The organism is Gordonia mangrovi, assembly GCF_024734075.1.
In the GTDB taxonomy this organism is placed as follows: domain Bacteria; phylum Actinomycetota; class Actinomycetes; order Mycobacteriales; family Mycobacteriaceae; genus Gordonia; species Gordonia mangrovi.
Genome location: NZ_CP102850.1, coordinates 1,372,794 through 1,396,924, shown reverse-complemented (window position 1 = coordinate 1,396,924; position 24,131 = coordinate 1,372,794). Strand labels below are relative to the sequence as shown.

24 protein-coding genes are annotated in these 24,131 nt (G+C 67.0%); 16 read left to right on the top strand and 8 right to left on the bottom strand.

Going from position 1 to position 24,131, the window contains the following annotated elements; translation table 11 throughout:
- Positions 1 to 19 precede the first annotated feature (19 nt).
- The 4 genes from panD (at position 20) to lysS (ending at position 3,445) form a co-directional block, all read left to right on the top strand.
- Positions 20 to 445 (top strand): aspartate 1-decarboxylase, encoded by a 426-nt coding sequence (panD, locus tag NWF22_RS06505; protein ID WP_160900076.1) that lies wholly within the window; start codon positions 20 to 22, stop codon positions 443 to 445.
- A gap of 9 nt (positions 446 to 454) precedes the next feature.
- Entirely contained in the window at positions 455 to 1,258 is an 804-nt protein-coding gene (locus NWF22_RS06500) for a type III pantothenate kinase (protein WP_160900077.1), read from the top strand.
- A gap of 154 nt (positions 1,259 to 1,412) precedes the next feature.
- A complete protein-coding gene (locus tag NWF22_RS06495) occupies positions 1,413 to 1,835 on the top strand; it encodes a rhodanese-like domain-containing protein (RefSeq protein WP_160900078.1) in 423 nt (140 codons plus the stop codon).
- A 65-nt stretch (positions 1,836 to 1,900) separates the two neighbouring features.
- Positions 1,901 to 3,445 carry a lysine--tRNA ligase gene (gene lysS / locus NWF22_RS06490; protein ID WP_160900079.1) on the top strand — a complete coding sequence of 515 codons (1,545 nt, stop codon included), beginning with the start codon at positions 1,901 to 1,903 and terminating at the stop codon, positions 3,443 to 3,445.
- Between the two features lie 63 nt (positions 3,446 to 3,508).
- Here lysS and NWF22_RS06485 read toward each other — a convergent pair whose 3' ends face one another.
- From NWF22_RS06485 to NWF22_RS06475, 3 genes are all read right to left on the bottom strand, one after another.
- Positions 3,509 to 3,661 (bottom strand): hypothetical protein, encoded by a 153-nt coding sequence (locus NWF22_RS06485; RefSeq protein ID WP_160900080.1) that lies wholly within the window; start codon positions 3,659 to 3,661, stop codon positions 3,509 to 3,511.
- A gap of 294 nt (positions 3,662 to 3,955) precedes the next feature.
- Positions 3,956 to 5,443, bottom strand: coding sequence for a bifunctional aminoglycoside phosphotransferase/ATP-binding protein (locus tag NWF22_RS06480; protein ID WP_160900081.1), 1,488 nt, complete (start codon positions 5,441 to 5,443; stop codon positions 3,956 to 3,958).
- Between the two features lie 94 nt (positions 5,444 to 5,537).
- The gene (locus NWF22_RS06475) at positions 5,538 to 7,106 is read right to left on the bottom strand and encodes a FadD3 family acyl-CoA ligase (protein WP_160900082.1); all 1,569 of its coding nucleotides are present in this window, start codon (positions 7,104 to 7,106) and stop codon (positions 5,538 to 5,540) included.
- A gap of 42 nt (positions 7,107 to 7,148) precedes the next feature.
- On the opposite strand from NWF22_RS06475, the gene NWF22_RS06470 reads away from it, so the two are divergent.
- From NWF22_RS06470 to NWF22_RS06445, 6 genes are all read left to right on the top strand, one after another.
- Entirely contained in the window at positions 7,149 to 8,417 is a 1,269-nt protein-coding gene (locus tag NWF22_RS06470; protein WP_160900083.1) for an acyl-CoA dehydrogenase family protein, read from the top strand.
- Positions 8,414 to 9,259 carry an SDR family oxidoreductase gene (locus NWF22_RS06465; protein WP_258321345.1) on the top strand — a complete coding sequence of 282 codons (846 nt, stop codon included), beginning with the start codon at positions 8,414 to 8,416 and terminating at the stop codon, positions 9,257 to 9,259. Before NWF22_RS06470 ends, NWF22_RS06465 begins: the two co-directional genes overlap by 4 nt.
- A 21-nt stretch (positions 9,260 to 9,280) precedes the next feature.
- On the top strand, positions 9,281 to 10,435 hold the full coding sequence (locus NWF22_RS06460) for an acetyl-CoA C-acetyltransferase (protein WP_160900084.1): 1,155 nt from the start codon (positions 9,281 to 9,283) through the stop codon (positions 10,433 to 10,435).
- Between the two features lie 162 nt (positions 10,436 to 10,597).
- The gene (locus tag NWF22_RS06455) at positions 10,598 to 12,106 is read left to right on the top strand and encodes an aldehyde dehydrogenase family protein (RefSeq protein WP_160900085.1); all 1,509 of its coding nucleotides are present in this window, start codon (positions 10,598 to 10,600) and stop codon (positions 12,104 to 12,106) included.
- Positions 12,107 to 12,203: 97 nt separating this feature from the next.
- Entirely contained in the window at positions 12,204 to 12,806 is a 603-nt protein-coding gene (locus NWF22_RS06450) for a TetR/AcrR family transcriptional regulator (protein ID WP_160900086.1), read from the top strand.
- Between the two features lie 135 nt (positions 12,807 to 12,941).
- On the top strand, positions 12,942 to 14,540 hold the full coding sequence (locus NWF22_RS06445) for an acyl-CoA synthetase (protein WP_160900087.1): 1,599 nt from the start codon (positions 12,942 to 12,944) through the stop codon (positions 14,538 to 14,540).
- 45 nt (positions 14,541 to 14,585) lie between these two features.
- On the opposite strand, the gene NWF22_RS06440 is transcribed toward NWF22_RS06445, so the two are convergent.
- The 4 genes from NWF22_RS06440 to echA20 are packed head-to-tail and all read right to left on the bottom strand — an operon-like array spanning position 14,586 to position 18,143.
- Positions 14,586 to 15,677, bottom strand: a complete 1,092-nt coding sequence (locus NWF22_RS06440) for an NAD(P)H-dependent flavin oxidoreductase (protein WP_160900088.1) — start codon at positions 15,675 to 15,677, stop codon at positions 14,586 to 14,588.
- Positions 15,674 to 16,486 (bottom strand): CoA-transferase subunit beta, encoded by an 813-nt coding sequence (locus tag NWF22_RS06435; RefSeq protein ID WP_202398138.1) that lies wholly within the window; start codon positions 16,484 to 16,486, stop codon positions 15,674 to 15,676. Before NWF22_RS06435 ends, NWF22_RS06440 begins: the two co-directional genes overlap by 4 nt.
- On the bottom strand, positions 16,456 to 17,355 hold the full coding sequence (locus NWF22_RS06430; protein ID WP_160900090.1) for a CoA transferase subunit A: 900 nt from the start codon (positions 17,353 to 17,355) through the stop codon (positions 16,456 to 16,458). The genes NWF22_RS06435 and NWF22_RS06430 overlap by 31 nt, the downstream gene beginning before the upstream one ends.
- The gene (gene echA20 / locus NWF22_RS06425) at positions 17,355 to 18,143 is read right to left on the bottom strand and encodes a (7aS)-7a-methyl-1,5-dioxo-2,3,5,6,7,7a-hexahydro-1H-indene-carboxyl-CoA hydrolase (protein WP_160900091.1); all 789 of its coding nucleotides are present in this window, start codon (positions 18,141 to 18,143) and stop codon (positions 17,355 to 17,357) included. Before echA20 ends, NWF22_RS06430 begins: the two co-directional genes overlap by 1 nt.
- Positions 18,144 to 18,211: 68 nt before the next feature.
- Between echA20 and NWF22_RS06420 the strand changes: the two genes are divergently transcribed.
- The 5 genes from NWF22_RS06420 (at position 18,212) to NWF22_RS06400 (ending at position 21,436) form a co-directional block, all read left to right on the top strand.
- Entirely contained in the window at positions 18,212 to 19,036 is an 825-nt protein-coding gene (locus tag NWF22_RS06420) for an SDR family oxidoreductase (protein WP_160900092.1), read from the top strand.
- 43 nt (positions 19,037 to 19,079) lie between these two features.
- Positions 19,080 to 19,976, top strand: coding sequence for an SDR family oxidoreductase (locus NWF22_RS06415; protein WP_160900093.1), 897 nt, complete (start codon positions 19,080 to 19,082; stop codon positions 19,974 to 19,976).
- Between the two features lie 2 nt (positions 19,977 to 19,978).
- Complete coding sequence (locus tag NWF22_RS06410) at positions 19,979 to 20,362, top strand: DUF8021 domain-containing protein (protein WP_160900094.1); 384 nt, start codon at positions 19,979 to 19,981, stop codon at positions 20,360 to 20,362.
- A gap of 190 nt (positions 20,363 to 20,552) precedes the next feature.
- On the top strand, positions 20,553 to 20,942 hold the full coding sequence (locus NWF22_RS06405) for a DUF5313 domain-containing protein (RefSeq protein WP_160900095.1): 390 nt from the start codon (positions 20,553 to 20,555) through the stop codon (positions 20,940 to 20,942).
- A 5-nt stretch (positions 20,943 to 20,947) separates the two neighbouring features.
- A complete protein-coding gene (locus NWF22_RS06400) occupies positions 20,948 to 21,436 on the top strand; it encodes a MarR family winged helix-turn-helix transcriptional regulator (protein WP_258321344.1) in 489 nt (162 codons plus the stop codon).
- A 20-nt stretch (positions 21,437 to 21,456) separates the two neighbouring features.
- Here NWF22_RS06400 and NWF22_RS06395 read toward each other — a convergent pair whose 3' ends face one another.
- Complete coding sequence (locus NWF22_RS06395) at positions 21,457 to 22,113, bottom strand: GNAT family N-acetyltransferase (RefSeq protein ID WP_160900097.1); 657 nt, start codon at positions 22,111 to 22,113, stop codon at positions 21,457 to 21,459.
- A gap of 345 nt (positions 22,114 to 22,458) precedes the next feature.
- On the opposite strand from NWF22_RS06395, the gene fadD8 reads away from it, so the two are divergent.
- Entirely contained in the window at positions 22,459 to 24,099 is a 1,641-nt protein-coding gene (gene fadD8 / locus NWF22_RS06390) for a fatty-acid--CoA ligase FadD8 (RefSeq protein ID WP_160900098.1), read from the top strand.
- Positions 24,100 to 24,131 lie beyond the last annotated feature (32 nt).

Here is a 24,131-nt window from a genome sequence, read left to right as displayed (position 1 = left end):
ACCCACCGAAGGGAATCTGATGTTCCGCACCATGATGAAGTCGAAGATCCACCGGGTTCGGGTCACCCAGGCCGACCTGCACTACGTCGGGTCGGTGACCATCGACCAGGATCTGCTCGACGCCGCCGACCTGCTCGAGGGCGAACAGGTCACCATCGTCGACATCAACAACGGCGCCCGCCTCGAGACCTACGTCATCGCCGGCGAGCGTGGTTCCGGCGTGATCGGGATCAACGGGGCCGCCGCGCATCTCGTACACCCCGACGATCTGGTGATCATCATCGCCTACGGCATCATGAACGAGCAGGAGCTGCGCGAGTACTCGCCGTCGGTGGTGTTCGTCGACGACGCCAACCGCGTGCTCGAGGCCGGCGACGATCCCGCGCGTGTGCCCGAGGGCTCGGGCCTGCGGGATCCGCGCGTCCTCGTCGACGCCGTCGTCTGATCCCCGCCCATGCTGCTGACCGTCGACGTCGGGAACACCAACATCCATCTCGGCGTCTTCGCCGGGGCCGGCGAACACGCGACGATGGTGCGCGACTGGCGCATCCACACCGAACCGAACCTGACCTCCGACGAGCTCGCGCTGCTCGTCCGCGGCCTGCTGGGCTCCGACGTCGAGCAGGTGACCGGGGTCGCGGCGCTGTCCACGGTGCCGTCGCTGTTGCGTGAGTTGCGGGTGATGGTGCCGCGCTATTTCGGCGACGGTCATCACCACGTGCTGCTGGAACCCGGTGTGCGGACCGGGGTTCCGCTGCTGGTGGACAACCCCAAAGAGGTCGGCACCGACCGCGTCGCCAACTGCGTTGCCGCCCACCACAACTACCCGAAGGGGCCGTGCATCGTGGTGGCCTTCGGCACCGCCACCGTGGTGGACGCCATCTCGACGAAGGGCGAATTCCTCGGTGGTGCCATCGCGCCGGGCGTGAACCTCGCGGTGGAGGCGCTTTCCGAACACACCGTGACCGTGCGCAAGGTGGAGTTGATGCCGCCGCGCAGTGTGCTGGGCAAGAACACCGTCGAAGCGCTGCAGTCGGGCATCCTCTACGGGTTTGCCGGCCAGGTCGACGCGCTGGTGGACCGCGTCCGCGACACCATCGACGGCTTCGACTCCGACGACGTCGCCGTGGTGGCCACCGGGTTCCTCGCGCCGCTGATGTTCGACGAGTGCGAGACCCTCACCGCCCATCACCCCTACCTGACCCTCGACGGACTGCGGCTGGTCTACGAACGGTCCAAGCAGCAGCGGCGGCGCTGAGGCGGGCTCCGGGTCTGGTGCCCCGCGACGATCTGTGGCACACTGTTCGCCGTGATCATGAGCTGTCTGGAGTGTTGTCAGGGCTGAGTTCCGCATCTGCGGCCGCCCTTCTTCGACGACCCCCGCTCACTCGATCACTCTCACAGGACCTCACATGACCGCCGTCCTCGGTACCCCCGTCACCACTGTCACTTCCTCCGCCGGCGCTGCCCCGCTGTCGGCGCAGGCGACCGACTACGCCGCTCTCGTCGCCTCGGGAACGACGCCCGTCGACGTGCGCAGCCAGCGTAAACGTCAGGCCGACGGCGTCCTGTCCGGTGCACTGGCCATCGATGCCGCCGAACTCCTCACCCGCCTCACGCCGGGCACCCCGGAGTCGCTGAGCAGCGCACACGCCGATGCCCGCTGGCTGCTGATCAGCGACGACGGCCACGAGGCCGAGTGGCTGGCCTGGCATCTGCAGGCGCGCGGCATCACCGGCGCCGTGTTCGTCGTCGGCGGGTACCGCGCCCTGCGGCGGGCCCGCGTCGTCGGCACCATCAGCGAGCAGGAACTCGCCGCGATCTCGGCCCACTGAACCGAGTCGCCACCCAGCTCGACCGGGCAACGGGCGCGACACCTGATTCCGATAAGGTCTCGGGGGTGAGCAACACTCCTACCACGCAGAACGCGCCCGCAGACGCTGCCGACGACAACACGCCGGAACAACTCCGGATCCGTCGGGAGAAGCGCGAGGCCATTCTGGGCGAAGGACGCGAGGCCTACCCGGTCTCCATCGCGCGCACGCACAGTCTGTCGGAGATCCGGGCCGCCCACCCCGACCTCGAGGCGGGCACCGAGACCGGCGAGATCGTCGGCGTCGCGGGCCGCATCATCTTCCTACGCAACAAGGGCAAGTTGTGCTTCGCAACCCTGCAGGAAGGTGACGGCACCCAGCTGCAGGCGATGATCAGCTTCAACGGCGTCGGCGAGGACGCGCTGGTCCGGTGGAAGGCCCAGGTGGATCTCGGCGACATCGTGTACGTGCACGGCGAGGTGATCAGCTCGCGCACCGGTGAGCTGTCGGTGATGGCCGATTCGTGGGAGATGGCGTCGAAGGCGTTGCGGCCCTTGCCCGTCGCCCACAAGGAGATGAACGAGGAAACCCGCGTCCGGCAGCGCTACGTGGACCTCATCATGCGCCCGGAGGCCCGGGCGAACGCCCGCACCCGCATCGCGGTGATGTCCGAGCTGCGAAATGCGCTGGGCCGCAGAGGCTTCCTCGAGGTCGAGACGCCGATGCTGCAGACGCTGCACGGTGGTGCGGCGGCGCGACCGTTCGTCACCCACTCCAACGCCTTCGACATGGATCTGTATCTGCGTATCGCACCGGAGTTGTTCCTGAAGCGGTGCATCGTGGGCGGTATCGAGCGGGTCTTCGAGATCAACCGCAACTTCCGCAACGAGGGCGCGGACTCCACCCACTCGCCGGAATTCGCGATGCTCGAGACCTATCAGGCCTACGGCACCTACGACGATGCCGCGGTGATGACCCGCGAACTCGTGCAAGAGGTCTCGCAGGGTGCGCTGGGCACGCTGACCCCGATGATGGCCGATGGCAGCGAGTACGACCTGTCCGGCGAGTGGACGTCGCTTCAGATGTACCCGTCGCTGTCGGAGGCGCTGGGCCAGGAGATCGTCCCGATGAGCGGCGATGCCGGCACGAGTGTCGACGAACTGCTCACGATCGCCGACCGGGTGGGTCTGGAGGTCCCGAAGGACAAGGGGTACGGCCACGGCAAGCTCGTCGAGGAGCTGTGGGAGCACATGGTGGGAGAACGCCTTTCCCAACCGGTGTTCGTCCGCGACTTCCCGGTCGAGACGTCGCCGCTGGTGCGTGCCCATCGCACGGTGCCCGGCGTCGCCGAGAAATGGGATCTGTATGTGCGCGGCTTCGAACTGGCCACCGGCTACTCCGAACTCGTCGACCCGGTGATCCAGCGCGAGCGATTTGTCGATCAGGCCCGGCTGGCTGCCGCCGGAGACGACGAGGCGATGCGTCTCGACGAGGAGTTCCTCGCCGCGATGGAGTACGGCATGCCGCCGACCGCGGGCACCGGGATGGGCATCGACCGGCTGTTGATGGCGCTGACCGGACTCGGTATCCGCGAGACGATCCTGTTCCCGCTGGTCAAGCCGCGGACCTGACCCGGCTTCTTGCGCTCCCCGGACTCAGGGAGCGCAAGTAGCCGATCAGATGCGCCCGATCCGTCAGCCGTTGGTCGTCCACAGCGGAGGCAGGAACGGGAAGAGCGCGTTGTGGGTTCCCGCGATCACATCCCAGATCGGTAGCCACACATTGTTGTAGACATCGGTTCCGGACAGCCAATAACCGAGTTCCAGAATGGATTCCGTACTTCCCACGTCTGCGCCCTTCTCTCGAGATTCATGTGCACCAGTCGGCACGGCCGAAACGATATCGGACGCGGATCTGCTCGCGTTCGTTGGGGTTAGGTTTGGCTACCCAAACTCCATGGCGCCGGGTCTCGATACGCCTCGTCGCAGGCTCCTCGGCTACTCGACCAGCGGTTTGTGTCGTCGGGTCTGGGTATGCCAGCGGTTTTGTGTCGTCGGGTGTCGATACGCCTCGTCGCAGGCTCCTCGGCTACTCGACCAGCGGTCGGTACCACCGCGCGACGAAGACCCCGCGCCTGAGACCTACAGCACCCGTGTGGGATCGGGTGCCGGACCCGCGTCGACCACCGTCCAGTCGGCCGGCGTCGGCAATGACGGGCTCTGCCGGCGCACGATCGTCGCGTCGGCATCCGACGGGTCTGCCGTGCGCGCGGCGACCCGGGCGATCCGCTCGGATTCCGACAACTCGAGCCAGATTCCGGTGAACCCCACCCCAGCAGCGGTCGCCACGCCCGCGATGGCGGCGCGGTCGTCGTCGCGGGCATAGACGGCGTCGGCGATCGCGCTCATACCGCCGCGCAGCAGTGGAACGGCCAGCCGGTTGATCTCGGCATACACCCTCCGGCTGGTCTCGGTGCGGTAGGCAGCCTCCGGCAGCCGCGTGAACAGGGGGACTCCGGCAAGACGTTTGCGCAGCACATCGCTGCGCAGGATGCGTGCCCCGGGTGCCTGACCGACGAGTCCGCCGACGGCGCGCGCCCACGTCGACTTGCCCGTCCCCGATCCGCCGCCGAACGCGATCAGCCGGGCGGGCACCGCGTCGAGGACACCCAACGCGAGATCGAGGTAGTGGCGCGCAGTGTCGGCGTGCCCTTCGGCGGCCTCGACATGGGCGCGGACGGTGGCCCGCACACTCAGCATGGTCGGGAGGAGGCGGTAGGCGTCCTCGTCGTCGGGGGACAGGTCGAGGTAGCTGTTGACGACGATGTTGGCCTCGGTGCGCAGTCCGCGGGCCCAGAGGTCCATCAGCAGGAAGGCGAGGTCGTAGAGGACGTCGGTGGTCGCCAGCTCCGCATCGAACTCCAGGCAGTCGAACGGGACGGGTTGCCCGTCGAGGATCGCGATGTTGGCCAGGTGAAGGTCGCCGTGACCGTGGCGTACCCGGCCGGCGCGGGCGCGGCGGTCGAGCAGGTCGGTGTCGCGGTCGATCAGTGTGCGCAGTCGTTCGGTCAGCTCGGCGGCCCGCGCCTGGTCGAGGATCTCGGGATAGGCGGCCATGCTGACCACGTTCCCGTCGACGACATCGCGCAGCCGGGCCGCACCCGCCTCGTCCGTGCACACCTCGGCCGAGGCATGCAGCGCCACCACCGATTCGGCGAGCGACCGGAGGAGCTGTGCGTCGAGATGGCCGGTTTCCGCGCAGCGGATCAGCAGGGCATCGTCGTCGAAACGCGTCATCTCCAACACCCAGTCGACGGTCTCGCCGGGGCCGTCGAGCGACACCGATCCGTCGGTGTCACGGCGGACGGCGTGCAGCCCGCGATACAACCGCGGTGCGGTGCGCCGGTTGAGGCGCAGCTCGGCCTCGAGGGCGTCGTGGCGCCGATCGGGGGTGCTGAAGTCGAGGTAGCTGAACCGCACCGGTCGCTTGAACTTCCACGCCCGGTCGCCGTTGAGGACGACCACCGCGGCGTGGGTGTCGACGCGTCGGGTGGGCAGGTGCGGGTCGAGGACGCCCGCCTCGTCCAGCCAGACCGAGCCGTCGATGTCGGTGGACTGCTGCTGTGTCATCGACTCCGCCCGCCGTTGTGGTCTGGTGTGATCCGCTGCGCGCCCCAGTGTAGGAACGGTCGTGCGGTGGCGCGCGGCGGCGCGACAGTCGCGGTCAGGAGCGAGCGGTGAGTTCCCGTTTGAGGATCTTGCCGGCGGCGTTGCGCGGGAACGCGTCGACGAACACCACCGACCGCGGCACCTTGAAGTTCGCGAGGTGTTGTTTGGCGTGGTCGATCACCGCGGCCTCGTCGAGCGCCGTGCCGTCGCGCACGGTGAGGTAGGCCCGGCCCACCTCACCCAGGCGCTCGTCGGGCACGCCGATCACCGCCGACTCGGTGACACCATCGAGTCGCGCCAGGGTCTGCTCGATCTCCGCCGGATAGACGTTGAAACCGCCGCAGATGTACATGTCCTTGAGTCGGTCGGTGATCTTGAGGTTCCCGCGCTCGTCGATGGTGCCGATGTCGCCGGTGTGCAGCCAGCCGTCGTCGTCGATGGTCTCCTTGGTGGCAGCCGGGTCGTCGAGGTAGCCGCGCATCACCATCGTCCCGCGGGCCAGCACCTCACCCTGTTCGGAGAGCGTGATCTCCATCCCGTCGAACGCCCGGCCGCAGGTGTTCGCGACGGTCTGATCGTCGTCGTCGGGCGTGCAGGTGGAGACGAAACCGCTCGCCTCGGTCAAACCGTATGCGGTGATCACCGTGTCGACACCCAGGTCGCTCTGTAGTCGCTCGATGAGGACGACCGGCACGATCGCGGCGCCGGTCACCACCAGGCGCAGCGACGACAGGTCACGTTCGGCGCGGTCCGGGTCGTCGAGGATGGTCTGGAAGATGGTGGGTGCACCCGGGAAGACGGTGGCGCGCTGAGCTTCGGCGAGCTTCATGGCCTCGGTCGGTGAGTACACCGCGAGCGGGAGCATGGTGGTACCGAACAGCGTGCACGGCAGGATGCCGGCCTTGTAGCCGAAGGTGTGGAAGTACGGGTTGACCATCAGATAGCGGTCGTGCGGGGAGAGTTTCCCGTTGGCGCCCCACGCGTGCGCGCCGGCGAGGGTCTGTTGATGTTCGGCCAGTACGCCTTTCGACTTCCCGGTGGTGCCCGAGGTGAACAGGATGTCGGAGATGTCGTCGGGGGCCACGGAGTCGGCCCGGCGTTCGGCCTCGGCCAGCGAGCTCTCGGTGGCGCGGCCCACGAAGTCGGTCCATGCCACGGCGCCGTCGGGTACCGGTGACGACGCGTCGAGCATCACCCCGACCACGGTGGCGGGCATCGCGGCGCGGTGATCGCGCATGAGGTCGGTCAGGTGATCGCCACCCAGGAACTCCCCGGACACGATCACCGCCCGAGCCGCGGAACGATCGATGATCTCGATCGCCTCGCCGGCGGTGTAGCGGGTGTTCAGCGGGACCAGGGTCGCGCCCGCATACTGCACACCGAGTGCGGCGATCGGCCAGTGGTAGCTGTTGGGTGCCCAGAGCGCGACGCGGTCGCCCGCGCTCACACCCGATGCGACGAGCGCACCCGCGAAGGTGCGGACCTCCTCGGCGAGCTGTGACCAGGTCATCTCGATGTGCGGGGTGTCCGACGAAGTCCACTGGTCGTCGACGATGGCGGTGCGTTGTGGCCAGGTCTGTTCCGCCCTGCGCAGGGCAGCAGGGGTCGTCAGGATCGCCTCCATGTCCCCAACCTAGCACTTGCTTGGTGCGCTAAGCTAGCGGCCATGACCTCGATCAATCTGGCCGACCGGGCGGTCGACCTCGGCGAATGGGCACGAACTGTCCCGGATGCCGACGACCAGTTCGCCCGCGCCGTACGGGAATGGCTCGATGAGAACCTGGTCGGGGAGTTCGCGGATCTCACGGGGCGCGGCGGTCCGGGCAGTGAGCACGAGTTCTTCGACCAACGGCTGGCCTGGGATCGTCATCTCGCCCGCGCCGGGTGGACCTGTCTCGGCTGGCCCGTCCGCTATGGCGGCCGCGGCGCGACGTTGGAGCAGCGGATCATCTTCCATCAGGAGTATGCGCGGGCGAACGCGCCCGCCCGGGTCAACCATCTGGGCGAGGAACTGCTTGGTCCGACGTTGATCGAGTACGGCACCGAGGAGCAGAAACAGCGTTTTCTGCCGGGCATCGTCGACGTCACGGAGTTGTGGGCGCAGGGTTATTCCGAACCCGGCGCCGGATCGGATCTCGCCGGGGTGTCGACCACCGCTGCGCTCGACGACGCCGGCGAGCGGTGGATCCTCAACGGGCAGAAGGTCTGGACGTCGCTGGCCCACGTCGCGCAGTGGTGCTTTGTGATCGCCCGGACCGAGAAGGGCTCCAGCAGACACCATGGACTGAGCTTCTTGCTGGTGCCCATCGAGCAACCGGGCGTCACGGTGCGCCCGATCCAGCAGCTCACCGGCACATCGGAATTCAACGAGGTGTTCTTCGACGATGCGGTCACCGACGCCGACCTCATCGTCGGGGAACCCGGTGACGGGTGGACGGTCGCGATGGGGTTGCTGCAGTTCGAGCGCGGTGTCTCCACGCTCGGACAGCAGGTCGGCTTCGAACGGGAATGGCGCAATCTCGCCGAGATCGCGCGGGGTAACGGCGCCGTGCACAATCCGGAGATCGCCTCACGACTGACCCGGGCCTGGATCGGGCTGACCGTGATGCGCGCCAACGCCCAACGCACGCTCGCCGGCGACATCGTCTCCGGAACAGCCGCCGCCTCGGTGTCGAAGTTGTTGTGGGCCAACTGGCATCGCGATCTCGGCGAGCTGGCGATGGCGATCGTCGGCGCGCCGTCACTCGTCGGCCCCACGCACACCGCCGAAGGCGCCGCCAACGACATCACCGATCCCGACCGCGTCGAACTCGACGAATGGCAACGGCTGTTCCTCTTCACCCGCGCCGACACCATCTACGGCGGCTCGAACGAGGTGCAGCGCAACATCATCGCCGAGCGCGTGCTCGGCCTACCGCGGGAGGCCCGACAGTGACCACCAGAACGCCCGTCGATGTGCGCACCGACACGGACAGCACGCAGCGTTCGCCGCTGGCCGACCCGCCCGCCGAAACCCCCGGGCACGGTCTGCTGCTCGGCCGCAAGGTGGTGGTGACCGCCGCCGCCGGGACGGGAATCGGCTTCGCCACCGCGCGTCGGGCGCTGATGGAGGGCGCCGACGTGGTGATCAGCGACTGGCACGAACGACGACTCGGCGAGGCACGCGACGCGCTCGCCGCGGAATTCACCGATCAGACCGTCGGACTGATCGCCTGCAACGTGCAGGAGTCCGCCCAGGTGGACGCGTTGATCGACTCGGCGGCAAGCGAACTCGGACGCATCGACGTGCTGGTCAACAACGCCGGACTCGGCGGCGAGACCCCGGTGGCCGACATGACCGACGAGGAATGGGACCGCGTCCTCGACATCACCCTCAACGGCACCTTCCGCGCCACCCGTGCCGCGCTGCGCTACTTCCGCGGCGTCGAACACGGGGGAGTGATCGTCAACAACGCGTCGGTCCTCGGCTGGCGAGCTCAGCGTGGACAGGCGCACTACGCGGCCGCGAAGGCCGGCGTCATGGCATTGACCCGGTGTTCGGCCGTGGAGGCCGCCGACGTCGGCGTCCGCATCAACGCCATCGCACCGTCGATCGCCAAGCACCCGTTCCTGGCGAAGGTGACCAGCGACGATCTGCTCGACGAACTGGCCTCCCGCGAGGCCTACGGCCGGGCGGCCGAGGTCTGGGAGGTGGCGGCCACCATCGCCATGCTCGCCAGCGACTACACCACCTATCTCACCGGCGAGGTCGTCTCGATCTCCAGCCAGCGTGCCTGACAACCGAATCGGAGCCCTCACATGAGCACACCCCAGGCCTACATCGTCGACGCCGTCCGGACCCCGGTCGGCAAGCGCAACGGGTCGCTCGCCAAAACCCACTCGGCCGACCTCGGCGCCCACGTCCTCAGCGGGTTGATCGATCGGACGGGTATCGACCCGAACGTCGTCGACGACGTGGTGTTCGGGTGTGTCGACGCCATCGGCCCGCAGGCCGGCAACATCGCGCGCACCGCGTGGCTGGCCGCGGGACTGCCGCTGGCCATCCCGGGCACCACCGTCGACCGGCAGTGCGGATCATCGCAGCAGGCCATCCATTTCGCCGCGCAGGGCGTGATGAGTGGCACCCAGGACGTCGTCGTCGCCGGTGGCGTACAGAACATGAGCGCCATCCCGATCTCGCAGGCGATGATCGCCGGGCGAGACCTCGGCTTCACCACCCCCACCGCGGAATCCGCCGGATGGCGGGAACGCTTCGGCGACGCCGAGATCTCCCAATTCCACGGTGCGGACATGATGGCCACCAAGTGGGACATCACCCGGGAGGACATGGAGCGCTGGGCGCTGCAATCGCACGAGCGGGCCCGCGCGGCGATCGCGGCCGGACACTTCGACAACGAGAACGTCCCGCTCGGCGACTGCATCGTCGACGAATGCCCACGCGAGACGTCGATGGAGAAGATGGCCGGGCTGTCGCCGCTGGCGGATGGGTCGCGGCTGACGGCAGCGGTGTCGTCGCAGATCTCCGACGGCGCCTCGGCGACGTTGGTCGTCTCGGAAAGGGCACTCGAGGAGTACGGACTCACCCCACGCGCCCGCATCCACCACATGTCGGTACGCGGCGACGACCCGGTGATGATGCTGTCTGCGCCGATCCCGGCGACGGCGTACGCGCTGGCGAAAACGGGCTTGTCGATCGACGACATCGATGTCGTCGAGATCAACGAGGCCTTCGCGTCCGTCGTGCTGTCGTGGATCAAGGAGACCGGCGCCGATCCCGCCAAGGTCAACCCGAACGGTGGGGCAATCGCGCTCGGGCATCCGCTCGGCGCGACCGGGGCCAAGCTGTTCGCGACCCTGCTCAACGAACTCGAACGTTCCGGTGGACGGTACGGCCTGCAGACGATGTGCGAGGGCGGCGGTACCGCGAACGTCACCATCATCGAGCGGCTCTAGACCCTCCCGGCCTCCGTGTGGGGCGCGTTGCGGGGGAGCGTTCTGAAAACGAGCGTGGCCACATATAGCATGGTGTGACGTGCCGCATACTATGATGGAACACCCACGCTGATTCGTCCCATCGCGGTGGCGTGGACAGTCGCAACGTTCGGAGGATCACACATGACCAAACCAGCAGAGGTGCAGACCGCGGTCGGGGACCGCGTGTCGTCGGAAGCCCACACGATGACCGAGCTGCTGGAGATCCAGCGGGCCGCGTTCCTGCGCGACGGCATCCCGGACGCCAAGACTCGCATCGACCGCATCACCCGGCTCTCGTCGCTGCTGCTCGACAACTCCGAGGAGATCGCCGAGGCCCTCGAGGCCGACTTCGGTTCCCGTCCGCGTGAGCTGTCGATGGCCACCGACATCGTCGGCTGCATGATCGACCTCACCCACCAGCGGCGGCACGCCGAAAAATGGATGAAGGAGGTCAACGTCGCCAAGGGGCAGGGGCTGGCCGGTTTCAAGCAGCGGCTGCGTCACGACCCGCTCGGCGTCGTCGGCATCATGGGCCCGTGGAACTTCCCGCTCAACCTGACGTTCGTGCCGGCCGGCTCGGCGTTCGCCGCCGGCAACCGGGTGCTGATGCGTCCGTCGTCGATCACCGCGCGTACCACCGACGTCATCGCCAAGCACGCTCCCGACTATTTCTCCATCGAAGAACTCGCCGTCATCACCAGCAAGCACGGCTCCGGCTCGGATTTCGCCAAGCTCAAGGTCGACCACATGTTCTTCACCGGTTCGCCCGAGGTGGGCTCGTCGGTGGCGCAGGAAGCGGCCAAGAACCTGGTCCCCGTCACCCTCGAACTGGGCGGCAAGAATCCCGCGGTGGTGGACCCCGACGCCGACATCGACAAGGCGGCCAAGTTCCTGGCCGATGCGCGCATGGTCAACGGTGGCCAGGTCTGCCTGTGCCCCGACTACGTGTTCGTGCCGGAGGCCAAGGTCGGTGAGTTCACCGACAAGGTGGTCGCGCGGTGGAAGGAGAAGTTCCCGACGATCCGCTCGAACACCGAGTACACCTCGACGATCAACGAGAAGAACTTCTCCCGCATCGTCGGCCTGATCGACGATGCCGTGGCGCTCGGCGCGACCAAGCATCAGGTGATCCCGGCCGGCGAGTCGTTGCCGGATGCCGAGGCGCGCAAGATCCCGCCGACGCTGCTGACCGGGGTCAAGGCCGGCATGAAGATCGAGGAGGACGAGGTCTTCGGTCCGGTCCTGACCGTCTACCCGTACCGGGATCTGTCCGAGGCGATCAGCCACATCAGCAGCCACCCGCATCCGCTGACCATGTACTGGTCCGGCGACGACAACGCGAACTACAAGAAACTGATCGACGGCACCCGCAGCGGTTCGGTCAACGCCAACGACTTCGCCACGCACCTGTTCAGCCTCGAGCTGCCGTTCGGCGGTGTCGGCAAGAGCGGTATGGGTGCCTACCACGGCCGCACCGGCTTCGAGACGTTCAGCCACGCACGTGCGGTGACGGTCTCGACGCTGCCGCTGTCGATCGCCGAGATGATGTCGCCGCCGTTCACCAACCGCGACAAGAAGATGACCAACGGTCAGCTCAAGATGTGGGCGCGCTTCAACAACAAGGCGATCAAGAAGAACAAGAAGCGCTGACGTAGGTTTCCTCTCACAGGACTTCTCACCGGAAGTCGCTCCGCTTGGCCGGGTTCGCAATGCGCGGACCCGGCCAAGCGCTTGCTAGGGTGAGCTCATGGCCCCACGCAGCAGTACCGTCACCGGTTCCACCAGGCGTGACGAACTGCTGGCCACAGCGGGCCGGATGTTCGCCGAGAACGGTCTGCGCTCCACCACGGTGCGCGACATCGCCGACGCCGCCGGCATTCTGTCCGGAAGTCTCTATCACCACTTCGACTCCAAGGAGTCGATGGTCGATGAGATCCTGCGGGGCTTCCTCGACGATCTGTTCGCGCGCTACCGGGAGATCGCCGCGGCCGGTCTCAGCGCCGCGGACACCCTGCGCGGTCTCGTGGTCGCCTCGTTCGAGTCGATCGACGCGCAGCGCAACGCTGTCGCCATCTATCAGGACGAGGCGAAACGTCTTGCGGCACAGGAACGTTTCGGCTACATCGGCGAGCTGAACACCGAGTTCCGCCAGTTGTGGCATGCGGTGTTGCGGCGCGGTGTCGACGACGGCGAGTTCCGTGCCGATCTCGACGTCGAGTTGGCCTACCGCTTCCTGCGGGACACCGTCTGGGTGGCGGTGCGCTGGTATCGCCCGGGGGGTGCGCTCTCGGCCGACGACATCGCCGGGCAGTATCTGTCGATCGTGCTCGACGGGATACTGCCGCGCTGACCGCGATACGGCGGCAGTCCCACGGGGTCGCCGGGACGACTATTGTCGGGGCCTCACTCTGGGGCTGCAGCTGTATACCGGCTTGCTACTGTGACCCGGGTAACTCCGGTAGCCGGACGCAGCGAAGGGCAGGTCATGACAGAGCGCTACACTCCCGCAACGGCCACAGCGATCGACACGGTCCGTCAGCACACCCTCGGTGACGTGTTGCGCCGGACGGCATTGCGAATGCCTGACAAGGTCGGAATCATCAACGGTGACGCGACGTTGACGTTCGCCGACGTGGATCAGGCGGTGAACCGGTGTGCCAACGCGCTGTCAGCGCGGGGTGTGGTCAAGGGCGACCGGATCGCGCTCGTCAGCCACAACTGCTGGCAGTTCGCCGTCCTGCACTACGCCTCGGCGCGCCTGGGTACGGTGCTCGTCCCGGTGAACTTCGGCCTGGGGCCCGAGGAGATCAGCTTCATCCTCGACCATTCGGGCGCGAGCGTGGTGGTCACCGAGGACGCCCTCGCGCCCACGGTGAGCAAGGCGATGGAGTTGTCCGGTCTGACCGACGCGGTCCGTGGCTGGATCCCGATGGCCGGCGCAACCGCGGAAGCAGGCTGGGACAACGTCGACGACTGGATGACCGCCGGCGACGACTCTGCCCCGCACGTGGCCGTCGCCGACGACGATCCGCTGCGGCTGATGTACACCAGCGGCACCGAATCGCGGCCCAAAGGCGTATTGCTGTCGTCGAAATCCCTGATCAGTCAATATGTCTCGTGTGCCATCGATGGCGGGATGAGTGCTGACGACGTGGAGATCCACACGCTGCCGCTGTTTCATTGCGCGCAACTCGACTGCTTCCTGTCGGTCGACATCTATCTGGGTGCCACCAGCATCATCTTGCCCGGACCCGACCCCGCGACGGTGCTGCAGACGATCGAGCAGCGCAAGGTGACGAAACTGTTCTGCCCGCCCACCGTGTGGATCTCGTTGCTGCGTCATCCTGACTTCGACAGGCGTGACCTGTCGTCGCTGCGCAAGGGCTACTACGGTGCGTCCGCGATGCCGGTGGAGGTGTTGCGTGAACTCGGCGAGCGGCTTCCCGATGTCTCGTTGTGGAACTTCTATGGACAGACCGAGATGTCGCCACTGGCAACCATTCTGCAGCCCCACGAACAGCTCGAGCGGGCCGGATCGGCCGGGCGTGCAGCGCTCAACGTGGAGACCCGGGTCGTCGACGACGAGGACAACCCGGTCCCAACGGGCGAGGTGGGTGAGATCGTGCACCGCAGTCCACATGCGTCGCTGGGCTACTACAACGACGAGGACAAGACGGCGGCGGCATTCCGCAACGGCTGGTTCCACTCCGGCGACCTCGGCATCATCGACGCCGACGGCTATCTCTCGGTGGTCGACCGCAAGAAGGACATGATCAAGACCGGCGGCGAGAACGTCGCCTCGCGGGAGGTCGAGGAGGCCATCTATCTACTCGACGGGGTCGCCGAGGTAGCGGTGTTCGGTGTGCCGCACCCGAAATGGATCGAGGCGGTGACCGCGGTCATCGTGCCCAAGGAGGGCGTGGAGATCACCGAAGAGCAGGTCGACGAGCATCTGGCCGGCATCCTTGCCGGCTACAAGCGGCCCAAGTACGTGGTGCTCGCCGACGCGTTGCCGAAGAACCCCAGCGGCAAGATCCTCAAGAAGGATCTACGGACGCGGCACGCGGACATCGCCGGCGCCTGAGCCCGAGCACGGCGGCCGGCCGGGTGTGGAAATGACCGGCTGCCGTCAACCCAAGGTGCCGAGTGCCTTCAGCCGATCGTGCGCCTGCGTCACGATCGACTGCACGAGTTCGTCGCAACTCGGCAGATCATCGATCATGCCCACGACCTGACCCGACGCGAGCACCCCGGCCTCGGTGTTGCCCTCGACCAGCCCGGCGCGCAACAGCATCGGGGTGTTGCCGGCCATGATGACCTGTTGCCAGCTGCGTTCACCGGACTTGCGCATGGTGCGGCCGTCGCGCAGCATCGTGGTCCACTTCATGCCGGTCATCTGCTTGAACTCGTTGGCATTGCGCGCCGCCGCGGCGAGCGCTCTGATCCGGCTGCCGCTCTCCAGTGCCTCCACGAGCGGAGTCCGCAGGACGCGGTGTGGCATGCCGTCGACCTTCACCGACACCACCGTGTCGCCGAGGCCGCGCTGCAGGTACTCCTGCTTCACCGAATCCGGCACCGCGCTGTCAGTGGTCAGCAGGAACCGGGTGCCCATCGCGACCCCCTCGGCTCCGTACGACAACGCGGCGACCAGCCCGCGGCCGTCGAAGAAGCCACCCGCGGCGACAACTGGCATGTCGATGCCCTTGGCCGACAACGCATCCAGCACCGACGGCAACAGCAACGTGGTGGCCACCGGGCCGGTGTGGCCGCCGCCTTCACCGCCCTGCACGATCACCGCGTCGGCGCCCCACGACGCGACCTTGACGGCATGCTTGGCAGCGCCGATCGACGGGATCACCAAGATCCCGTTGGCCTTCAGCTTCGCGATCAACTCCTGCTTGGGTGCCAGGGCGAACGACGCCACTCGCACCCCTTCGCGGATGAGCAGATCGATGCGCTCCGGTGCGTCGGCGGCGTCGGCGCGGATGTTGACGCCGAACGGCTTGTCGGTCAACGACTTCGTCTTCGCGATCGCGGCTGCTAGCTCGGCGTAGGTCATCGTCGCCGATGCGAGGATGCCCAGGCCGCCGGCATTCGACGTGGCCGAGGTCAGCGACGGCCCCGACACCCAGCCCATGCCGGTCTGCACGATGGGGTAGTCGATGCCGACGAGTTCGGTGAATCGGGTCGAGAGGCTCGCTGCCCGGGCCGGGGAGGTCATTTCACTTCTCGATTCCGGACGCCCTTGGGGTCGAGCACATCCCGGATCAGGGTCAATTCCTCGTCGGTCGGGAGTCGGGTGGTGGGGGCATCGGCGAGGCCGGCGATCTCGAAGCCGGTGTTCTCGGCGACGTCCTCGGCGGTGACGCCGGGGTGCAGCGACCGTGCGCGCATGGTGTGGTCGGGGCCCTCGAAGTCGAAGACGCCCAGGTTGGTCACCACTCGCGGGATGTTCAGGTAGCGGAACGCCGGATTGTCGGGATCGACCTTGTCGTAACCGATTCCCGAGACGATGTCGACGGTGTCGGTGAACACCCGCGCCGAGTGACGGGCCACCCAGTAGCTGGTCGGATGGTTGATGGTGTTGCCGGGTGCGCCGCGCACGCCGAACATCTGCCGGGTCGGGTGTTGTAGCGGCCCGAACGCCGACAGGTTCTGGTTGCCGTACCGGTCGATCTGGTTGGCGCCCATCACCACGTGTCGACGTCCCGATGCGACGACGTCGAACACCTTGCGGAACGGCATCCACCCCTCGATCGGACCGGACTTGCCGATGGCCGGGGTGTCGGACAGGATCAGCGCCTCACCGTCGGTGATCAACAGATCGGGTTCGGTGGTCAGCCGGGCCAGACGTGCGCCGATCAGCGGCGTCGGCGCCATCGGGGACGCCATGATCTCGCCGGCGCCGGAGAAGATCTCGGCGCACGCGACGACACAGATCTCGGCGCGGGTGGTTTCGACAGGCTCAACCGGCGAAGAGCTCGTGTCGGCGGTGGTGCTCACTGCTGGTCCTCCTGCTCGCCTTGCCATTCGGTGACCGCATGCTGGTAGTCGGCCTCGTCGACCTCGAGGAAGCGTTTCGAGAACGCCGCCCAGGTGTCGGGGTCCTTCGCCGACTCCACATAGAACTGCTGGAACTTCTCGTCGCGGCCGTACTCGCCCGCAAAGGTGAAATGCGCGCCGTTCGGCGTGTGCACCACCCGGTCCACATTCATCCGGTTCAGCAACAACCGCTGGGTCGGAACGGTTTTGACCAGAACCTCGGTGGAGACGATCTGGTCGGTCTCGAGATAGCGGCGTTCGGCGGCGCCGCAGAAGATGTCGTCCATGTACGGGTCGACGCCGGTATAGGCGGCGTTGCCGCGGCTGTCGGCGAGATCGAGATGGACGAAGGCCGCGTCGAGCCGCAGTGCGGGCATCGCGATCAACGTCTCGGTTCGACCGTCGGCCACGGGGTAGGGGGACTCGACGGTCTTGAGTTCGCCCGCCCAGAAATTGGGGACGTCGGAACCGAGGCCGGCACGGATCGGCAGAAACGGCAGTCGGGCAGCAGCCGCTTCGAGGCCGCATTTGACCATGCCCTCGTCCATCTCACGTGCCTCGAGCGCGCCCGACGTGCGGGCCTTCGCGAACCACGGATCGTAGAACGGAGCGGAGTCCAGAGAGACGAACCCGTAGTAGGCGCGGCGGACTTTGCCGGCAGCGCAGAGTAGTCCGAGGTCGGGTCCGCCGTAGGTGACGACGGTCAGATCCCTGATGTCGGAGCGGGCCAGCGCGCGGACCAGCGCCATCGGCTTGCGCCGCGAACCCCATCCGCCGATGCCGATGGTCATGCCGTCGCGCAGTTCGTCGATGACGTCGTCGAGCGAACTGGTCTTGTCGGTTGGGGTGGCCGTCATCAGGCGCGTCCTCCAGTGCTGGTCGATCCGGCGGTGTCGAGGGCCTTACCGGTGCTGACGAAGGCGTCGCGGTGTTCGTCGGCGACGCCGGCCAGATTGAGTTCGAAGGTGAAGCCCTGCTCGAGCCGGTAGCTGCTCTTCACATCGACCGGATCGATGTGATTGATGGCCTCTTTGGCGGCCCGGATCACCCGGGTGTCCTTGGTGGCGATCTTCTCGGCCACCTCCATCGCGGCGTCGAGGAGATCCTCGCGGGCCACCACGCGGTACACCGAGCCGAAATGCTCGAGTTGCTGGGCGGTTACGTTCTGCGCGGTGTAGTACAGGGTGCGCATCATGTGCTGCGGTACCAGGCGGGCCAGATGCGTCGCTGCGCCGAGCGCACCGCGGTCGACCTCGGGCAGGCCGAACACCGCATCGTCGGTGGCGACGATGACATCAGCGTTGCCGACCAACCCGATCCCGCCGCCCACGCAGAACCCGTTGACCGCGGCGATCACCGGAACCGCGCAGTCGTAGACGGCGGAGAACGCCGCCGCGCACCCGCGATTGGCGCCGATCAGCGCGTCGAAACCGGCGGTGGCCTGCATCTCCTTGATGTCGACGCCGGCGTTGAACCCGCGCCCTTCGGCCCGGAGGATCACGACGTGGGTGGACAGGTCCTCGCCGGCTGCGGTGATGGCGTCGGCCAGTTCGAACCAGGCTGCGGACGGCAACGCGTTGACCGGCGGGTAGTCGACGGTCACCGTCACGATCCCGCTCTCGGTGCGTGTGGTGGTGATCGGCACACCTGCTCCTCTCGAGTCCTTCAGAACACAACCAAGCAAGTGCTTGGTTGTTTGGTAGGGTAGCACTCATGAAGGCAGACGGGCAGGTCGCTGGTCAGGGCGTCGCCGGCGCCGCTTCGGCAGCCGCGCGTGGGCTGGATCTGGGCCTGGACAAGCAGGTCGTGCTGGTGACGGGTGGGACACGAGGGGTGGGTGCGGGCATCGCGCGCGTGCTCGCCGATCTCGGTGCCGTTCCCGTGGTGTGTGGACGCAATCCCGGTCCCGACTCCGAGGTCGAGTTCGTGACCTGCGATGTGCGGGATGCGGATGCGGTCGATGCCATGGTGCGGGGCATCGTCGAGACGCACGGCCGGCTCGACGGTGTGGTGAACAACGCCGGGGGGTCGCCGTTCGCGCCGGCCGCCGATGCGTCGCCGCGTTTCGCGAGCAAGATCGTCGAACTGAACCTGCTGGCGCCGTTGACCGTCGCTCGTGCGGCGCACGCGATGATGTGCCAACAGGAGGGTGGTGGAGCGATCGTGAACGTGTCCAGCGTCAGTGGGCATCGACCGTCACCGGGGACCTCGGCCTATGGGGCGGCCAAGGCGGGGCTGGACAACGCGATCACGTCACTGGCCATCGAATGGGCGCCACAGGTCCGCATCAACTCGGTGGTCTGCGGGTCGGTGCTGACCGAACAGGCGCATCTGCACTACGGTGACGACGCCGGTGTCGCGGCCGTGGCTGCGACGATCCCGATGGGCCGGCTGGCGATGCCCGAGGACGTCGGCAACGCCGTCGCCTTTCTGCTCAGTCCGTTGGCCGGTTACATCACCGGTTCCACGCTGACAGTGCATGGTGGTGGTGAGCGACCGGCCTTCCTCGCCGCGGCGACCGCAGACAACAAGGTATGAGTCGCCCAGGATGGCGCAGGGCAATCGATGAAGGGGAGAAGTCGTGGTGGACAAGTTGAATGAAGGTCGGGTCGCCATTGTGACCGGTGCCGGACAGGGTATCGGGCGCGCACACGCGCTCGCCTTCGCCGCCGAGGGGGCGCAGGTGGTGGTCAACGACTTCGACACCAACTCGGCGCACGCCGTCGCCGACGAGATCGTCACGGCGGGCGGCCGGGCCATTCCCGTCGTCTCCGATGTGGCCGACTGGGATGCCGGCGCGGCCATGATCGCCACCGCCGTCGACACATTCGGCGGGCTCGACATCATCGTCAACAACGCCGGGTTCGTGCGCGATCGGATGCTGGTGGCCATGTCCGAAGACGAGTGGGATGCCGTGGTGCGAGTTCATCTCAAGGGTCACTTCGTGACACTGCACCATGCCGCCGCATACTGGCGTAGCGAATCGAAAGCGGGTCGTCAGCGAACCGCTCGCATCATCAACACCTCTTCGGGCGCAGGACTTTTCGGTTCGGTGGGGCAGGGCAACTATGTGGCCGCCAAGGCCGGTATCACCGCTCTGACCATCCAGGCGGCGGCCGAACTGGGCAACTACGGGGTGACCGCCAACGCGATCGCACCGTCGGCGCGTACGCAGATGACGATGGGTGCCGGAGAGGCGATGGCCGCGCAGATGGCCGCGCCGGCCGACGGCTCCTTCGACGCCATGGACCCCGCGAACATCTCGCCGCTGGTGGTGTGGCTGGGATCGACGGAGTCCTCCTCGGTCACGGGCCGCGTCTTCGAAGTGGAAGGTGGCAAGGTCACCGTCATCGACGCCTTCCAGCGCAGCGCCGAGCAGGACAAGGGCTCTCGGTGGGCACCCGGCGAACTGGGCCCGGTGGTCGACGAACTCCTCGCGAAGTCGCCGGTGCCGGTTCCGGTCTACGGCGCGCGGTAGACGTGACGCCGGACCGCGATCCCGAGCGCGCGGCGCAACGCGTCGCCGCCGCGCGTGCCTATGTCGACGCCCTGGTCAGCCACGACCCTTCCGGGGTGTCGCTACATCCGGAGTGCACCCGGGTCGAGTTGGGCCTGAAGACCGGCCGCAACGGACCGCATATCGCGCGGGGTCTCCGTCGGGGCCCTCAGTTCCGGCTGATCCACCGGATCAGTGAGTTCTCGGCCGACGTCGATGGCCACATGGTGGCCACACGGTACTGGGTGCATGTGCGACCCAAGGCGCTCGGGTTGGCTGCGCATGTCCACGAGTCGTTTGTCGTCGACGAGGAGTACCGGATTCGGGCGATCGTCGCGCGGTTCGGGGTGCCGCGGCGGCGGGTGTAGGCGGGGTCTCGATACGCGTGCTCGCCCAGGGGCTCGCAGGCTACTCGACCGGCGGGGGGCGCTTGCTCGCGCGGGGCTACTCGACGGGCCGGGGGCGCGTGCTCGCGCGGGGACAGTTCTGGTGATCGAGTAGCGACGAAGAAGCGTATCGAGATCATCGAGGAACGATTTGATCGTGTACGATTGATTCGTGCAAACGTCAACCACCAGCGATCGTCCTCGCGGGCTGCAATACATCCGATACTGCTACGGCGCGAGAATGCCGAAGTCGATGAACGAATGGGTCGCCAACGACCTTGCGGGACCGCACGCCACACTGCGCATGGTGGTGCGCTGGGCGATTCCGGTTCTCATGCTGATGCTGCCGTTCCTCCTGGTGCCGGCGCCGTGGGATGTCCGGATCACCATGGCACTACCGATCCCCATCGCCTACGTGTTCTTCACGTTGGCGCTCAACCGCGTCTACCGCCGGCATCGACTGGAACAGCACGGTCTCGATCCCGATCTGATCGACAAGCGCGAGAAGGAACGCAACGCGGACCTCTACGACGAGTACCACCGCAAGTATCGCGGGCGGTGACCGGCGTGACCACCTCAGGCGTGGACATCAAAGGCGGAGAGTCGAATCCGCTGCTGCTGGAACGGCAGGTGTGTTTCGCGCTGGCCGTGGCGAATCGTTCGGTGCTGAAGATCTACCGGCGACTGCTCGAGCCGCTCGGCCTGACCCACCCGCAATACCTCGTGATGCTGGCGCTGTGGGAGGACTCGCCGCGCGCGGTGAAGGACCTCGGGCAGGTTCTGCAACTCGATTCGGCCACGTTGTCGCCACTGCTGAAGCGGCTCGAGGCGTCGGGTCTCGTCGTTCGGCAGCGTCGTGGTGACGACGAACGCAACGTCGACGTCGCGTTGACCGATCAGGGCTGGGCGCTCCGCGAACAGGCCTTGGGTATCCCGCCCGCCGTGGTCGAGGCACTGGGCGTCGACCTCGACGTGCTCGATGAGCTGCACGACGTCCTCACCCGCGTCAATGCCGCTGCCACCCGGGCCGACGGGGCGGCCGCGGCTCGGGCCTGACGCACTTACGTGCAGCACCACTACGCGCTGGGTGCACGTACCACCATGTGGGCACCGGGGAAGTAGGCGGCCATCTCCGCGCGCGACTTGCGCAGGCATGCCGTCCCGTAGCCCTTCTTCCGGTGATCGGGGTGAATCCAGATCCGGACGTCGACCTCGCTACCCGTCAGTTCGCCGAACACGAACCCGACCTTCTCGCCGCCATCGATGCCGACGAGCCAGACCGCGTCCTCGTTGTGGACGCGTTCGTTGGCCTTGGCGATCTCGTCGGCGATGTCGCCGGCGGGGGAGCCCGAGCCGTCGCCGGCAACCTGGAGTTCCTCGGTGCGGGTGGTGAACAGGTCGGCGTCGGCGGTCGCGTCGAACGGGCGCAGTTCGAGCGTGTCGCCGCTGCTGGCGGGACGCTCGGCCAAGGTGAAGGTGAGCGCGCTGTTGAGGTCGTCGAGTTCGGCCTGATTCTTGCGACGCTCGTCCTTGGTGAGCTGGAAGAAGGACATGCCGAGGATCGCCTCGGCGCCCAGGGTGGACTTGTCGAGGAGTTGTGCGACAGCCTCCACTGCCTCATCGCGGTTCTCGGCGTCGACGATGGCGTCGAGGACCTCGTGCCGGCGCTCGAATGCGGTCAGGAGGGCATCGGTGATGTCGCGGCGGCTGGTGGCCAGATCCAGATCGGTCATGGTCACCGATCTTAGTGGTCCTGTCCGTAAGTTCGTCGGGTGTCTTCGGCGTTCGATGGGCGACTGGCTGCGTTGTCGTCGGTCACGATGACGCTGTCATCGCTCCCTCCTCCGCCTTGCCAGTCGCCCATCGCTCCACCGAATACCCCGGATGAACTTACGAACAGCACCACTTAGTTGAGCGCCCGCGACGTGTGGTGATGAGCACCACGAGACGCCAATCCGCGAGAAGGAACGTGTTCTACCATTGACGGTGGTCCTGAAACTCGGCATCAGACCACGTCAAGAAGCCGTATAGTCGTCAGTTCTTCCGAAATTCTGAAACACGTCCTAGTGTTGGTGTCCATGACTGCTCTTCAGGATTCGACGACCGAATTCGATCATTTGCGCGGCGGCACCCATCTCGGTGACCTGTTGGTGGCCGCACTACGTCGGCATGCGGACCGCACGGTGCTGTTCCTCGGCGACACCGAGCTCACCGGGCGTCACATGGCCGACGCCGTCAGTCGCTATCAGCAGGCATTCGAATCGCTGGGTGCCGGGACCGGTTCGACGGTGGGTCTGCTCGCGCTGAATCGGCCCGAGGTGCTGCTGGTGATCGGTGCCGGTCAGACCCAGGGCTGGCGGCGCACCGCGCTGCACCCGCTCGGGTCGCTCGACGACCACGCCTACGTGCTGTCGGATGCGGGCGTGACGACGTTGGTCATCGACCCGGTGCCGATGTTCGTCGAACGAGCAGCGGCATTGGTCGAGCGGGTCGACAGCCTCAAACAGGTGCTGACGTTGGGTCCGGTGCCCGAGCAGCTCGCCGCCTACGGCCGCGATGTCATCGCCGAGGCGGAGAACTTCGCGCCCAAGCCGTTGGCTGCGGCCGACCTGCCGCCCGAACACATCGTGTCGATCACCTACACCGGCGGCACCACGGGCAAACCCAAGGGCGTCATCGGTACCGCGCGGGCGATGTCGACGATGACCCAGATCCAGCTCTCCGAGTGGGAGTGGCCGGAGAATCCCCGATTCCTGATGTGCACCCCGCTGTCGCATGCGGGTGCCGCGTTCTTCGTACCCACTCTGATCAAGGGCGGGTGCATGGTGGTGATGGGCAAGTTCGACCCGGGTGAGGTACTGCGCGTCATCGAGTCCGAACGCATCACCGCGACGATGCTCGTGCCGTCCATGCTGTACGCGCTGATGGACCACCCCGATTCGAAGACCCGTGACCTCTCGTCGCTGGAGACGGTGTATTATGGCGCGTCGGCGATCAATCCGGTGCGACTCGCGGAGGCCATCGAACGATTCGGTCCCATCTTCGCGCAGTACTACGGCCAGTCCGAGGCGCCCATGGTGATCAGCTACCTCGGCAAGAACGACCACCCCAAACCCGGTGACGATCCGCGTCGGCTGAGCAGTTGTGGCCGGCCGTCGGCGTTCCTGCGGACCGCTCTGCTCGGGCCCGACGACAAGCCGGTGGCCCAGGGGGACCCGGGCGAGATCTGCGTGGCGGGACCACTGCTGGCCGGTGGCTACTGGGGGCTGCCGGAGCAGACCGCCGACACCTTTCGCGACGGCTGGCTCCGCACCGGTGACGTCGCCCGCGAAGACGCCGACGGATTCTGGTACATCGTCGACCGCACCAAGGACATGATCGTCACCGGCGGGTTCAACGTCTTCCCGCGTGAGGTCGAAGACGTTGTGGCCGAACACCCGTCGGTGGGGCAGGTGGGCGTCATCGGAGTGCCCGACGACAAGTGGGGCGAAGCCGTGACGGCCGTGGTGGTGCTGCGCGACGACGCCGACCAGGATGCGGTCACAAAGGAACGGATCACCCGTGAGATCCAGGAGTCGGTCAAGGCCCGCAAGGGTGCCGTCCAGTCGCCCAAGCAGGTCGTCTACGCCGACTCGCTTCCGCTGACCGCGCTGGGTAAGCCGGACAAGAAGGCGCTGCGTGCACAGTACTGGGAGTCGGCCGAGCGCGGCATCGGGTGAGTGCTGCTGGTCCCACTCAACCAGCAGTTGAG

Excerpts from the sequence above, each read along its gene's own strand:
- NWF22_RS06395 (WP_160900097.1), bottom strand. The coding sequence starts at position 22,113 with ATGACCGATCTGGATCTGGCCACCAGCCGCCGCGACATCACCGATGCC.
- NWF22_RS06450 (WP_160900086.1), top strand. The coding sequence starts at position 12,204 with ATGGCCCCACGCAGCAGTACCGTCACCGGTTCCACCAGGCGTGACGAA.
- NWF22_RS06470 (WP_160900083.1), top strand. The coding sequence starts at position 7,149 with ATGACCTCGATCAATCTGGCCGACCGGGCGGTCGACCTCGGCGAATGG.
- NWF22_RS06475 (WP_160900082.1), bottom strand. The coding sequence starts at position 7,106 with ATGGAGGCGATCCTGACGACCCCTGCTGCCCTGCGCAGGGCGGAACAG.
- NWF22_RS06420 (WP_160900092.1), top strand. The coding sequence starts at position 18,212 with ATGAAGGCAGACGGGCAGGTCGCTGGTCAGGGCGTCGCCGGCGCCGCT.
- NWF22_RS06430 (WP_160900090.1), bottom strand. The coding sequence starts at position 17,355 with ATGACGGCCACCCCAACCGACAAGACCAGTTCGCTCGACGACGTCATC.
- NWF22_RS06500 (WP_160900077.1), top strand. The coding sequence starts at position 455 with ATGCTGCTGACCGTCGACGTCGGGAACACCAACATCCATCTCGGCGTC.
- NWF22_RS06440 (WP_160900088.1), bottom strand. The coding sequence starts at position 15,677 with ATGACCTCCCCGGCCCGGGCAGCGAGCCTCTCGACCCGATTCACCGAA.
- NWF22_RS06435 (WP_202398138.1), bottom strand. The coding sequence starts at position 16,486 with ATGGCAAGGCGAGCAGGAGGACCAGCAGTGAGCACCACCGCCGACACG.
- NWF22_RS06455 (WP_160900085.1), top strand. The coding sequence starts at position 10,598 with ATGACCAAACCAGCAGAGGTGCAGACCGCGGTCGGGGACCGCGTGTCG.
- NWF22_RS06460 (WP_160900084.1), top strand. The coding sequence starts at position 9,281 with ATGAGCACACCCCAGGCCTACATCGTCGACGCCGTCCGGACCCCGGTC.
- panD (WP_160900076.1), top strand. The coding sequence starts at position 20 with ATGTTCCGCACCATGATGAAGTCGAAGATCCACCGGGTTCGGGTCACC.
- NWF22_RS06480 (WP_160900081.1), bottom strand. The coding sequence starts at position 5,443 with ATGACACAGCAGCAGTCCACCGACATCGACGGCTCGGTCTGGCTGGAC.
- NWF22_RS06495 (WP_160900078.1), top strand. The coding sequence starts at position 1,413 with ATGACCGCCGTCCTCGGTACCCCCGTCACCACTGTCACTTCCTCCGCC.
- NWF22_RS06445 (WP_160900087.1), top strand. The coding sequence starts at position 12,942 with ATGACAGAGCGCTACACTCCCGCAACGGCCACAGCGATCGACACGGTC.
- fadD8 (WP_160900098.1), top strand. The coding sequence starts at position 22,459 with ATGACTGCTCTTCAGGATTCGACGACCGAATTCGATCATTTGCGCGGC.